16 protein-coding genes and 1 other RNA gene are annotated in these 12,047 nt (G+C 66.9%); 6 read left to right on the forward strand and 11 right to left on the reverse strand.

Translation table 11 applies throughout. From position 1 onward, the window contains the following. Positions 1-5: 5 nt before the first annotated feature. The 9 genes from NS334_RS11150 to NS334_RS11190 all read right to left on the reverse strand — a co-directional run bounded on the left by NS334_RS11150 (position 6) and on the right by NS334_RS11190 (position 6,639). Complete coding sequence (locus tag NS334_RS11150; RefSeq protein WP_058756034.1) at positions 6-539, reverse strand: demethoxyubiquinone hydroxylase family protein; 534 nt, start codon at positions 537-539, stop codon at positions 6-8. Next, positions 536-1,018, reverse strand: a complete 483-nt coding sequence (locus NS334_RS11155) for a disulfide bond formation protein B (RefSeq protein WP_058756035.1) — start codon at positions 1,016-1,018, stop codon at positions 536-538. The genes NS334_RS11150 and NS334_RS11155 overlap by 4 nt, the downstream gene beginning before the upstream one ends. Continuing rightward, positions 1,015-2,358, reverse strand: coding sequence for a S41 family peptidase (locus tag NS334_RS11160; protein WP_058756036.1), 1,344 nt, complete (start codon positions 2,356-2,358; stop codon positions 1,015-1,017). The genes NS334_RS11155 and NS334_RS11160 overlap by 4 nt, the downstream gene beginning before the upstream one ends. Positions 2,359-2,458: 100 nt before the next feature. Continuing rightward, a complete protein-coding gene (locus tag NS334_RS11165; protein WP_058756037.1) occupies positions 2,459-3,583 on the reverse strand; it encodes a murein hydrolase activator EnvC family protein in 1,125 nt (374 codons plus the stop codon). Then, complete coding sequence (locus NS334_RS11170) at positions 3,583-4,005, reverse strand: 23S rRNA (pseudouridine(1915)-N(3))-methyltransferase RlmH (protein ID WP_058756038.1); 423 nt, start codon at positions 4,003-4,005, stop codon at positions 3,583-3,585. Before NS334_RS11170 ends, NS334_RS11165 begins: the two co-directional genes overlap by 1 nt. A gap of 20 nt (positions 4,006-4,025) precedes the next feature. Beyond that, the gene (rsfS, locus tag NS334_RS11175; protein ID WP_058756039.1) at positions 4,026-4,457 is read right to left on the reverse strand and encodes a ribosome silencing factor; all 432 of its coding nucleotides are present in this window, start codon (positions 4,455-4,457) and stop codon (positions 4,026-4,028) included. After that, positions 4,421-5,062, reverse strand: a complete 642-nt coding sequence (locus NS334_RS11180; protein WP_058756077.1) for a nicotinate-nucleotide adenylyltransferase — start codon at positions 5,060-5,062, stop codon at positions 4,421-4,423. Before NS334_RS11180 ends, rsfS begins: the two co-directional genes overlap by 37 nt. A 5-nt stretch (positions 5,063-5,067) precedes the next feature. Further along, a complete protein-coding gene (locus NS334_RS11185) occupies positions 5,068-6,291 on the reverse strand; it encodes a glutamate-5-semialdehyde dehydrogenase (RefSeq protein ID WP_241491921.1) in 1,224 nt (407 codons plus the stop codon). Between the two features lie 78 nt (positions 6,292-6,369). Then, the gene (locus tag NS334_RS11190; RefSeq protein WP_058756041.1) at positions 6,370-6,639 is read right to left on the reverse strand and encodes a hypothetical protein; all 270 of its coding nucleotides are present in this window, start codon (positions 6,637-6,639) and stop codon (positions 6,370-6,372) included. A gap of 78 nt (positions 6,640-6,717) precedes the next feature. On the opposite strand from NS334_RS11190, the gene msrB reads away from it, so the two are divergent. After that, complete coding sequence (gene msrB / locus NS334_RS11195; RefSeq protein ID WP_058756042.1) at positions 6,718-7,209, forward strand: peptide-methionine (R)-S-oxide reductase MsrB; 492 nt, start codon at positions 6,718-6,720, stop codon at positions 7,207-7,209. 5 nt (positions 7,210-7,214) lie between these two features. On the opposite strand, the gene NS334_RS11200 is transcribed toward msrB, so the two are convergent. Beyond that, positions 7,215-7,709: a CHAP domain-containing protein gene (locus tag NS334_RS11200; RefSeq protein WP_153002715.1), complete on the reverse strand. Its 495-nt coding sequence runs from the start codon at positions 7,707-7,709 to the stop codon at positions 7,215-7,217. Positions 7,710-8,125: 416 nt separating this feature from the next. Here NS334_RS11200 and NS334_RS11205 point away from each other — a divergent pair, with 416 nt between their 5' ends. The 5 genes from NS334_RS11205 to NS334_RS11220 all read left to right on the forward strand — a co-directional run bounded on the left by NS334_RS11205 (position 8,126) and on the right by NS334_RS11220 (position 11,652). Next, complete coding sequence (locus NS334_RS11205; protein ID WP_058756044.1) at positions 8,126-9,271, forward strand: acyl-CoA dehydrogenase family protein; 1,146 nt, start codon at positions 8,126-8,128, stop codon at positions 9,269-9,271. A gap of 16 nt (positions 9,272-9,287) precedes the next feature. Continuing rightward, complete coding sequence (locus tag NS334_RS11210; RefSeq protein ID WP_058756045.1) at positions 9,288-10,076, forward strand: SDR family oxidoreductase; 789 nt, start codon at positions 9,288-9,290, stop codon at positions 10,074-10,076. A 99-nt stretch (positions 10,077-10,175) separates the two neighbouring features. Then, complete coding sequence (locus NS334_RS18660) at positions 10,176-10,337, forward strand: hypothetical protein (RefSeq protein WP_193753069.1); 162 nt, start codon at positions 10,176-10,178, stop codon at positions 10,335-10,337. Positions 10,338-10,525: 188 nt separating this feature from the next. Then, positions 10,526-10,765 (forward strand): hypothetical protein, encoded by a 240-nt coding sequence (locus NS334_RS11215; protein WP_058756046.1) that lies wholly within the window; start codon positions 10,526-10,528, stop codon positions 10,763-10,765. Continuing rightward, on the forward strand, positions 10,762-11,652 hold the full coding sequence (locus tag NS334_RS11220; RefSeq protein ID WP_058756047.1) for a bestrophin family protein: 891 nt from the start codon (positions 10,762-10,764) through the stop codon (positions 11,650-11,652). The genes NS334_RS11215 and NS334_RS11220 overlap by 4 nt, the downstream gene beginning before the upstream one ends. Positions 11,653-11,694: 42 nt before the next feature. Here NS334_RS11220 and ssrA read toward each other — a convergent pair. Further along, positions 11,695-12,040, reverse strand: a transfer-messenger RNA (tmRNA) gene (gene ssrA, locus NS334_RS17725). Positions 12,041-12,047: the final 7 nt, after the last annotated feature.

The following is a 12,047-nucleotide window of genomic DNA, read 5'->3' on the forward strand; positions in this document are numbered from 1 at the left end:
GCCTCTCAGATACGCTTGGCGGTGGCGATCGCGACGCGGCAACCGAGCCGGATCACGGCCGACATCAATGGATAGGCGGGTGCATCCTCCGCCCCATTGGCCAGCGCGGTGTCGCGATGCTCCAGCTCCTCGGCCTGGAACTCGCGGATCGCCGCCGACAGTTCGGGATCGCTGTCGCCCAGCGCGATGAGCTGTTCCTCGTAATGCTTGTCGATCTCGGTTTCGACCGCCGCGGTACAGGCCATCGCCGCCTCCGGCCCGATCGCGGCCGTCACCGCACCCAGCGCGAAGCCGGCGACGTCCCAGAACGGCTGCAGGATCGTCGGCCGCACGCCGCGCTCGACGATCATCTTGTCGAAGAAGGCGCGGTGGCGCTCCTCCTGCAATGCCATGGCGGAGATCTTGCGCGCCATCGCGGAGCGCTGCCCCATGATCGCCAGCTGCCCCTCATAGATGCGGGTAGCGCCGAACTCGCCCGCCTGATCGACGCGGATCATCGAGGCGGCGGCACTCGGGCGGTCACCGGGCTTCCAGGTCATCCACGCCTCCTCAACTGCGACACGATCAGCCCCGCCCCGACGAACGATAACAATGCGTTCCAGCCCGCCAGCGATATGCCGAACAGCGCCCATTGCGCCGCGTCGCACCGGATGATGGGGGCGGCGAGCAGGTCCTTCAATGCCTGATCGGTGGACAAGCCGGTCAGGTTCGTCGTCTGCGTGCAGGCGGTCACGCCCTGCCACCAGTGGTATTCGACCCCCGCATGGAACACGCCGATCAATCCGGACACGGCGATCAGCGCCGCCGCCCCCGCAACCAATGTCGCCTTGACGCGCGGGCCGCCGGTCACGAACGCCAGCGCCGCGAACACCAGCGCGCCGTAATGCGGCCAGCGCTGCCAATGGCACATCTCGCACGGATACAGCCCGCCGATCAGCTGGAACCCCCATGCCCCCGCCAGCAGCGCAAGCGGCACCAGCAGCGCGAGCAGCCGGGCGTTCCTCAACCCGGTGGTCACTTCTTGACCGACATCGACTGCGTGACCGCCGCGACCTGCTGCGGCCCGCCCAGCCGCGCGATCGTCTTCAGCGCGTACCACAGCTGGAAGTCCTCGATCCCCTGCTTCTTCAGCGCTTCGGGGGTGGCGGAAAAGCGCGGATCGTCCTTCGTATCCTCCTCCAGCACCGCGTTATCGGGCGACTTGATCTCGTTGATCAGGTGACGGCGCAGATCGGCCTCGCGGAACACCGGCCGCGACTTGTAATCGGGATCGGAGATCTGCGGCACCTTGATGTCGGGTTCGATCCCGCCCTCCTGCACGCTCCGGCCCGACGGCGTGAAGTAGCGCGCGGTGGTCAGGCGCAATGCGGTGCGCGGGCCCAATTGCAGCAGCGTCTGCACTGATCCCTTGCCGAAAGTGCGCTCGCCCATCACGAGCGCGCGGTGGTGATCCTGTAGCGCACCCGCGACGATCTCACTGGCAGAGGCCGTTCCCGAATCGGTCAGCACGATCACCGGCAGCCCGTGCGCATCGTCCCCCGGCCGCGCGAAATAGCGTTCGATATCATCCTTTTCCCGCCCGCGCTGGCTGACGATCTCCCCCCGGTCGAGGAACGCGTCCGACACCTCGATCGCCTGCGTCAGCAACCCGCCGCCATTCTCGCGCAGGTCGACGACATAGCCGAGCGGGCGATGCCCCAGCGACCTGTCGATCGCCATGATCGCAGCGCGCGTATCCGCGCCGGTCTTCTCGGAGAAGGTGTTGATATTGATATAGCCGACGTCGCCCTTCACTTCCCATTTCACCGGGCGCTGCACGATCACCTCGCGCACCAGGGTCACGACGATCGGCTTGTCGCGGCCGGGCCGGACGAGCGTCAGCGACACCTTCGTTCCCGGCTTGCCGCGCATCTGCGCGGTCGCCTCGTCCAGCGTCCCGCCATAGATCAGCTTGCCGTCGATATGCGTGATGAAGTCGCCCGACTTGATGCCCGCGCGGCCCGCCGGCGTATCCTCCTGCGGCGCGATCACCTTTACCGCGCCATCCTCCATCGAGACGGTCAGGCCCAGACCGCCGTAATTCCCCTCGGTCTGGATACGCAGATTGTCGAAGTCCGAAGCATCGACGTAGCTGCTGTGCGGGTCTAGAGCCGCCAGCATCCCGTCGATCGCGCCCTTGATGAGCTGTTCGTCCGTCACCTTGTCGACGTAATCGGCCTTCACGCGGTTGTAGACGTCCAGGAACTGATCGAGCTGGCGATAGGTAGCGGTGTCCGACGCGGCCATGGCCCCGGTGGCGACCGGCACGGTGGCGATGGCAGTGACCAGCGCGGCGGCCGGGAGCAGCTTTGACTTCATGACGAGCAGAATGGCTCCTGCGAAGAGACGATCCCGCGATGTAGCGGAAACGCGCGACCCGTCAAAGCACCTCGCGCCTGAACCGCCGCTGAGCAATGGCTCACCCGGCGAGTTGCGCGATGTCCATCGCCCGCCCCCGCCGCCGCAGCTCGACGGTGATCCGCGCGCCGTCGATCGCGGGCGCACGGCCAAGCGGTGCGCCGGCCGCAACATCACTGGCGGCGCGTACCGCGACCGAGCCGAGGCCCGTCACCAGCGTTGTCCAGCCCGCGCCGTGATCGATGATGACGATCCGGCCGAAACTGCGGAACGGTCCGACATAACGCACTCGCCCCGCCGCCGGCGCGATCACCGTTGCGCCGGCCGCCGTCGCGAACGTCAGACCGCGCGCGCGCACGCCGTTACCCGACACTTCGCCAAGCCCGGTCACCAACCGCCCGCGCACCGGCAGGCGATACGCAGGCGCCCACGATGCGGCGGGAGGCGATGCCGAGGGCGCGGGCAGTGCCAGCAGATCGGACAGCACCGACTGCTCGCTGCCGATCGTTGCCAATCGCTCGGCGGTGTCGCGGACCGCTTCCTCCATCGCCAGTGCGCGGTCGTCGTCCCCTTCGGTGATCGCCGCCAGTTGCTCACGCGCCTCGACCAGTCGGGCGCGCCCGGCCCGCAACTGGCGCTCGGCCGCCCCGACGCTCGCCTGAAGCACGCGATCGTCCGCGACCTGCCGCCGCAACATCACCGACCGCGCCCGCAGCGTCGGCAAGGTCGCGTCGAGCACGGCACGGACATGGACCAGATCGGCAACGCTGCCCGGCTGGACGATCGCGCTCGCCATCGGACGACGCGCTATCGAGGTCAGCGCAGCCAGCATCTCCGCGGTCGGCGCCTCGCGCGTGGATAGTGCGGTCCGTCGAACCGACAGCCGCCGAGCGACCGCATCGGCGTGCGATCGTAGCAGGGCCAGATCCGCCTCCGCCGCCGCCACGCGGGCCGCCACCGCCGTTTCCCGTCGTCGGGCACGCTCGCCCGGATCGGCGATCGCATCCGCGAGTCGTTCAAGGGAGATGGCCCGGGCGCGCGCCTCGCGTGCCTGCACGGCCAGCGAACGTGCATCGTCGGCGGCCTGCGCGCTCCCGGCCAGCGCAACGCAGGCAAGCAGTGACCAAAGGCGCGCGCTCCCCATCCCCCGCGACAGCAGAACTCCCGCGTCCGCGCCACCAGCCATCACCCCTCCCGATGATAGGGATGGTTCGCCAGAATGCTGGTCGCGCGAAACAATTGCTCGGCCAGCATCGCGCGCGCCAGCAGATGCGGCCAGGTCGCGCGTCCGAACGAAAGCAGCATATCCGCCTCTCCCCGCTCGGCATCAGAGAAGCCATCGGCCGCGCCGATCAGGAACCGCGCCTCACGCACGCCGTCGTCGCGCCACCGCCCGACCCGCTCGGCGAAGACGGCCGAACCCAGGATCTCGCCCTTCTCGTCCAGCAGCACGCGGCGGCTTTGTGGCACCCGTTCAGGCTCACGCCCGCCGCGATCCGGCAGTTCGCTGACGCGCGTCGGCCAGACGATCCGCTTCAGATAACGATCGACCAGTTCCGCCTCGGGTGAGCGCCCGATGCGGCCACGCGCGACGATATGGAGCAGCATGACGCCGCCCTATCGCACGTTCAGTTCGCGACGGGAGCCGGAGTCGGCGCGTCGCCGAACGACCACATCCGCTCCAGATTGTAGAAGCTGCGGACTTCGGGACGGAACAGATGAACAATCACATCACCACCATCGATCAGCACCCAATCGGCGCTCGGCAGCCCCTCGATGCGGGTCGGGCGGCCGGTTTCGGCCTTAATCCGCTCTGCCAGCTTGGCGGCCATGGACGCCACCTGTCGCGTCGAGCGGCCGCTGGCGATCACCATATAGTCCGCGATCGAGGACTTGCCGGCGAGCGGGATCGAGATCGTATCCACCGCCTGATCGTCGTCCAGCGATTGCAGGACCAGACGATGCAGCGCCTCGACATCGGTCGAGTCGCTGGAGCGGCGGGCGGGGTCAGTGGCGGGCAAGGTTACTCCTGGGGTTGCCGCGACGTTGCGGCGGGACATTCATCGACGGTCGTGATGGCGGTGAAGCGGACATGCCAGTCGGGATCGACGGCGCGAATCTGCGTCGCGGATGTCCGGTCGGGGCGGAAACGCAACAGCACCAGGGCTGGCACACTCCACTCGGCCCAATTCCTCGCCTGGCCCGCGGGCCGCCGATAGCGCCGCAGCCAGCCCATCGCGGGAGCCGCGCGGGCGCGTGCATCATATCCCGGCCGCGTCACGACCGCAATCGGCATCGTGCGCGCGATGCTACGCCATTGGTACCACTCGTGAAATTGCGCAAGATTGTCCGCGCCCATGATCCAGACGAAGCGATCGCGCGGATGGCGCCGCCTGATCGCACGCAGCGTATCGACCGTGTAGCGGGTATGCAGCCGCGTCTCCAGATCGCTCGCCCGGATCGGCGCACGGCGCGCCATCGCGCGCGCCGACGCCAGCCGCGCCGCGAAGGGCGCCATGCCCGCGCGGGGTTTCAGCGGATTGCCCGGCGACACCAGCCACCATGCCTCGTCCAGCGCCAGCGCCCGGATCACGGACAGGGTGACGCGCCGATGCCCGCGATGCGCCGGATTGAACGAGCCGCCCAGCAGCCCGATGCGCTTCATCGCCGTCAGCCGCGCACCTGCCCGGTACCGCGCCCCAGCCATTTATACGTCGTCAGTCCCTCCAGCGCGACCGGTCCGCGCGCGTGCAATCGCCCCGTGGCAATGCCGATCTCCGCACCCAGCCCGAACTCGCCGCCGTCAGCGAATTGCGTGGAGGCGTTCCACAGCACGATCGCCGAATCCACCTCGCGCAGAAAGCGCTCGGCCACCGCCTCGTCGTCAGCAATGATCGCATCGGTATGACCGGACGCATGCGCCGCGACATGCGCCAATGCGCCATCGAGGCCGTCGACCACGGCCACCGCCGCGATGGCATCGAGATATTCGGCGTCCCAATCCTCCGCCGACGCCGCCGCCATGCCGGGAAGCAACCGCTGCGCCTCCGCGTCGCCGCGCAGCGCGCAGCCGGTTGCCGCCAGGGCCGCGACCACCTCGGCGGCATGCGGGAAGGCGCGATCGATCAGCAACGTCTCCATCGCCCCGCACACACCGGTGCGTCGCATCTTGGCATCCACTACCACCGCCTTGGCCATCGCGAGATTCGCGCTGGCATGGACGAAGACATGATTCACCCCGTCGAGATGCGCCAGCACCGGCACCCGAGCCTCGGCCTGCACCCGTGCGACGAGACTGCGCCCCCCGCGCGGGATGATGAGGTCGATGGCCCCGTCTGCCGCCAGCATCGCGCCGACCGCCGCGCGATCGGTCGTCGGCACCAGTTGCACCGCGGCGGCGGGCAACCCGCCCGCGACCAGCCCTTCGTTCAGCGCGGCATGGATCGCGCGATTGCTTTCGATCGCCTCCGATCCGCCCCGCAGGATCACCGCATTTCCCGACCGCACGCAGAGCGCGGCGGCATCGGCGGTCACGTTGGGCCGGCTCTCATAGATGATGCCGATCACCCCGATCGGCACTCGTACGCGGCTGAGTTCCAGCCCGTTGGGCCGCGTCGCGCGATCGATGACCTGCCCGACCGGATCATCGAGATCGGCAACAGCCGCAACCGCCGCCGCCACGCTCTCCAGGCGAGCGGGATCGAGACGGAGCCGATCGAGCATCGCCGCGCTCAACCCGTTGGCGAGCCCGCGTTCCAGATCGACAGCGTTCGCGGCGAGGATCGTCGACGTCGCCTTGCGCAATGCCTTCGCAGCGTGGTGCAGCGCCGCTCGCTTCTGCATGTCGCTGGTGCGCGCCAGGTCGCGCGATGCCGACCGCGCATTAGCGGCCAGCGAAGCAATCAAGGTCGTCGGAGAAACCGTGTCGAGCATCTGCGCGCCCTAGCACGCCGGATCGTCGATCGCACAGCCTCAGTTCGGTTTCGCCGCCTCCACGACCACGGGTGCGCAGTCGTCGAGCGGCTTGCCGGCGACGGCCGGCGGCTTGGCGCGACCCATCGTCCAGTTCGCCTGCATCCGAACGCGCGGGTTCGGCGCACACCAGATCTCGCCGGTGTCGTTGATCGCGGTGACCCAGATCAGGTTGTGCTCCTGGCCATAGTCGATGACCGCGAAGGCATAGCCGGCGCCCTTGTCGAGGACATGGACCGGAAGGGGCGGATCAAGTTGCTGGAAGGACATGATACTTGCTCAACCAACTTGTGTTGATTTCCGTTCCACCGCTGGCGACGCGATGATTTGCATCCCATATCCGGAATCATGACCACGCTCGATCGCCGCCGCTTCCTCGCCACCGCCGCAACGGGGTTGCTCGGTTCCACGCTCATGGCGTGCGGCAGCCGCCCGGCAGAGGCGGCCGAGCATTTCGCGGTGACGAAGACCGACGCGCAGTGGCGCGCGCAGCTCGGGGAGGCCGCGTTCGGCGTTCTCCGGCGCGAAAACACCGAGCGCCCCTTCACCAGCCCGCTCAACGAAGAGCATCGCGCGGGCGTTTTCGCCTGCAAGGGCTGCGCCCAGCCGCTGTTCTCCTCCCGCACCAAATTCGACAGCGGGACGGGGTGGCCGAGCTTCTACGCGCCGCTGCCACGGGCAATCGGTTTCCGGCGCGACTCGACGCTGGGAATGGTCCGGACCGAGGTGCATTGCGCGCGTTGCGGCGGGCATTTGGGGCACGTCTTCGACGACGGACCGCGCCCGACCGGCAAACGTTATTGCATGAACGGCCTGGCGATGACGTTCCGCCCGGCCTGATACGATCAATCGGCGGCAGGGAGCGTTCCGGCGACCGGCGCAACCGCCAGCGTGGCGATGGTCAGCGGCGGCAGTTCGGCATCAGCGGCGGGCGTCGGCGACTTGCCGGCATAGATGAAGCCGGCCAGCGGATAGCTGCTCGTGCCCAGGCCGCCCACGCCGGCATACCATACCCGCACGACGCTCCAGTCGCCGGCGGCCGAGACGTCCACCGCGCGCACATTGCGCTCGATCCCGCCACGATGCGACCAATTGGCATGGGTCAGCAGCACCTCGCGATCGCTGACCACCTGGCTGACCATGGCGACATGCCCCACCGGCATCGCCCTCGTCGCCTTGAACGCCATCACCGCACCGGCCTGCGGCGTAGCGCCGCGCGCATAGCGGCCGGCGGCCTGCCCCCACCACGTGTCGGCGTTGCCGTGCAGGTCGATGCCCGACACTTCACGAGCGAATGGCGCGCATTGCAGATAGCGGGCCTGCGCAGGCGCAGCCGTCATCAGGACGCACGAAACCACCAGCGCAAAACGCGCTGTCCATACCTTGACGTTCACGGGCGACCCCCGGGTCAGCAACAGGATTGATGAGTCGCCGGCTAAACGGATGCGGGTGAATCACCAACTATCGCGGGAACCTTTTCCGATGAACCGCACATGACCGACGACGAACCGAATGACGCCCTTCCGATCAGGTCAGCAACGCTGTCGTGGAGTGTTAGCGAGGCGTAAATTTCGACGCCCAGCGCTTTTCGACTCGACGCCCCGAAAGGGATTTCGCGCCTTTTCGTCACATCAGTACGACGATCGGCCGAGTTTCATCCACCAACTTCGAAGAATCGGTACTGTTTGCGCTTGTCGGCTTCATGGGGACGGCCTAGCATCCACTCTCCCGTCTCGCGAAGGAGGCCGCCGGCCTTATGTCTCTGGATTCCGATACGTTGGACGCACTGCTCGACACGGTACGCCGCTTCGTGGCCGAGCGGCTGCGCCCGCTGGAGGCGCAGGTGGAGGCCGATGACGCGGTGCCCGACGCGGTCGTCCGGGAAATGCGGGACCTTGGACTGTTCGGCCTGTCGATCGCTCCCGAATATGGCGGCCTCGGGCTGACGATGCTGGAGGAGGTTCGCGTCGCGTTCGAGTTCGGGCGCACAACGCCCGCCTTTCGGTCGGCGTTCGGCACCAATGTCGGGATCGGCAGCCAGGGACTGGTGATCGCCGGTTCGCCCGAACAGCGCGCGACATGGCTGCCGCGCATCGCCAGCGGCGAGATCATCACCAGCTTCGCACTGACCGAACCCGACGTCGGGAGCGACTCGGGCAGCGTCACCACGCGCGCGGTGCGCGAGGGAGAATTCTATCGGCTGTCCGGCACCAAACGCTACATCACCAATGCCGACCGCGCCGACCTGTTCACCGTGATGGCGCGCACCGGCGACGCGCCCGGGGGACGCGGCGTATCGGCCTTTCTGGTCCCGCGCGACCTGCCCGGCGTAACGGTTGGCGAACCCGAGAAGAAGATGGGTCAGAAAGGCGCGAAGGTCGCCGACGTGCGCTTCGACGACGTGCCGGTGCCCGTCGCGAACCGGTTGGGCGCGGAGGGTGAGGGCTTCCGCATCGCGATGCGTGTGCTCGATCGCGGACGCCTTCATATCGCGGCGGTCTGCGTGGGAGTGGCTGAGCGACTGATCGCGGACGGCGTCGCTTACGCCACGGAACGTCGCCAGTTCGGCAAGCCGATCGCCGAACACCAGTTGATCCAGGCGATGATCGCGGACTCCAAGACCGAGGCACTGGCGGCACGCGCGCTGGTGCTGGAAACCGCCGCCGCAAAGGATGCGGGCGGCGATGTCGTCATGGAAAGCGCCGCCGCGAAATATTTTGCGAGCGAGATGGTCGGCCGCGTCGCCGATCGCGTGGTCCAGATTCTGGGCGGCGCGGGCTACATCAGCGATTATGGCGTCGAGCGGCTGTATCGCGACGTGCGGCTGTTCCGCATCTACGAAGGCACCAGCCAGATTCAGCAATTGATCATCGCCCGCGAGACGCTGAAGCGCGGCGGCTAGGGAGAGGCAGTACCCCATGGACACCAGCAAGCTGTTCCGGCTCGACGATCGTGTCGCGCTGGTCACCGGCGGCAGCCGGGGAATCGGCAAGATGATCGCCGCCGGCTTCATCGCACAGGGCGCGCGCGTCTACGTCTCCAGCCGCAAGGCCGCGGCGTGCGAGGAAACCGCCGCCGAACTCGGCCCCAATTGCATCGCGCTGCCGCAGGACGTGTCGACGGTCGACGGATGCCGCGCACTCGCCGCCGCGCTGGCGGAGCGCGAGGAGCGGCTCGACATTCTCGTCAACAACGCCGGAGCCGCCTGGGGCGTCGCCTTCGAGGACTTTCCGGAAAGCGGTTGGGACAAGGTGATGGACCTGAACGTCAAATCGCCGTTCTTCCTGACGCAATCGCTTCACGCCTTGCTGAAGGCGGGTGGCGCGGGTCAGCGGCCGGCGAAGGTCATCAACATCACATCGATCGACGGGCAGCGGCTGAACCCGTGGGAAACATATAGCTATCATGCGTCGAAATCGGCGCTGATCTACCTGACGAAGCGGCTGGCGGCGCGACTGGTCCGCGACGGGATCAACGTCACCTCGATCGCGCCGGGGGCATTCGCCAGCGATATGAACAAGGCCGCGCGCGACCATGGCGAGACCGTGGCGCGCGGTATCCCGGCCGGGCGGATCGGCACCGACGAGGATATGGCAGGCACCGCCATCTATCTCGCAAGTCGGGCGGGCGATTATGTGATCGGCGAGACGATCACCGTCGATGGCGGGCTCGTCCATGCCAGTCTCGGAACCAGCATCGACGCCTGAGACATGCGCCGCATGCCCGGCACCGCCGCGCCGACCGTCGGGCGGCGCCGGGAACGTCGCGGCGCGCCCGCCCGTTGTTTCTCCTACAGGAGACGACACATGAACAAGGACGCCATCCGCCCCACCACCGAAACCGCGCGCCCCAACCTGTCCACCGAGCATCAACAGCACGGCGATGCGCGGCGGCCATCGGACACGCTCGACAAGGAACAGCCGAGTCGCGAGACGATCGACCGAACGTCGTCCCTTCGCGGAAATTGACGGATCGCCTCCGCGCGGGAGGAATCCCGCGATTTCGCTGCATTGCAGCAATCATGGGGAAACGTTTCGCCCTAGCAGGAAACAGTCGACCGCTGGCGTCAAACGTATTGTTGCTCAGATCGACGAGTGCCTTGACCTGATGCTGCACCGCAACCGAGACATTTCGCTTGTTATGCGGGAGTGATCGGGTGCTGAATTACCTCGTCGAGAACAAGGACGACCCGATTACCTGGCGTGACGTAGAGGCGTTGCCGTTCGTCGGGTTCGCGATCCTTCTGGCGATCGGCGTCGTGCGCATCCATCAGCAGCTGTCCCCGGTCCTCTCGGGGGAGTTCCTGAAAGCCGCCGGCATCGTCATCTTGCTCGGCGTACGTCACCTGCTGACGCGTAGCGATGACGACATCGTGCTGGATACCGCCGACGCATGATCGTCGGCCATGCGCCGCGTATCCGTCATACGCTCTATCCGGCCTGGCGAACATTGACCGTGCTGTTCGTCTGGGACTCGGTCATCACGATCTTTTACTATGTGATGCCCTTCCGCGCCCCGGAACTGCCGATCACGCTCTTCGGCACGGTGCTGGGACTGTTCCTCGGTTTTCGTACCAACTCCGCCTATCAACGATGGTGGGAGGGGCGCATTTTATGGGGCGCGATGATCAATGCCTCGCGCAGCCTGTCGCGCGCGGTGCTGGGGTTCATCCCCGACGACAATGTGGCGGCAACCTCGCTCAAGCGCTTGATCGTGCGGCGACAGATCGCGTTCGTCCACGCGCTGCGCTGTCAATTGCGGCGACAGGATCCGGCGCCGGAGATCGAACGTCTGCTCGGGCCGGACGCGACCGCCGAGGTCATGCTGCGCGCCAACCCGGCTAACGCGTTGCTTCACGGCACGACGCGGATGATCGCCGACATCCGCCGCGAGGGGTTGATCGACACGATCCAGCAGGCGCAGATCGAACAGACGATGGTCGATATCGCCAACGCGCAGGGCGGAATGGAGCGGCTGAAGAACACGCCACTGCCCGCGCAATATCGAAGCTTCCCGGTATTCTTCGCGCGATTGATGTGTCTGTTGCTGCCATTCGGACTGGTCGAATCGCTCGAATGGGCGACACCGATCGGCTCGTCGGTCGCGGGCTTCATGTTTCTTGCCGGGCTGCAGGTCGCTGACGATCTGGTCGATCCGTTCGCGAACACCGTCCATGACGTGCCGCTGACCGCGATGTGCCGAACGATCGAAATCGATTTGCTGCAAGTCGCCGGATACGACGCGCCAGAGCCGCTGAAGCCGGTGAGGAACGTGCTCTGGTGAGGTGAGTGGGGAGCTTCTGTTGCCCGGTGCTCCCCGTACCGCTGGATTCCCCTTCTGTTGCCCGGTGGGGTCCAACCGCGCTATTTTGGTGTAACGTCAGGCCGTTAGGCCGTCAGTTACGCCGCAATCGCGAGTGCTTCGTTATCGTTGGCACTTGTGTAATGGGCCGTTGCGGTGGTCCCATTCCGAGCGAAAACAGCGCCTTTCAACACACGTCGATCCTAGTTCGGCCCCGTCAACGTCGCTGCAACAGGTCCAGCGTCGATGGTGGAGCCGCCGGGTACCGCCCCCGGGTCCGCTGCGTCTATTCTACGCCGCAATTTATCGCCATAGCCGGGTAGAACCCGACCCCGTTCATATAGTGCCTTTTTCCGCCTGCGCAAAGAGGGGTTCGC

Source organism: Sphingomonas endophytica, assembly GCF_001476895.1.
GTDB lineage: Bacteria > Pseudomonadota > Alphaproteobacteria > Sphingomonadales > Sphingomonadaceae > Sphingomonas > Sphingomonas endophytica_A.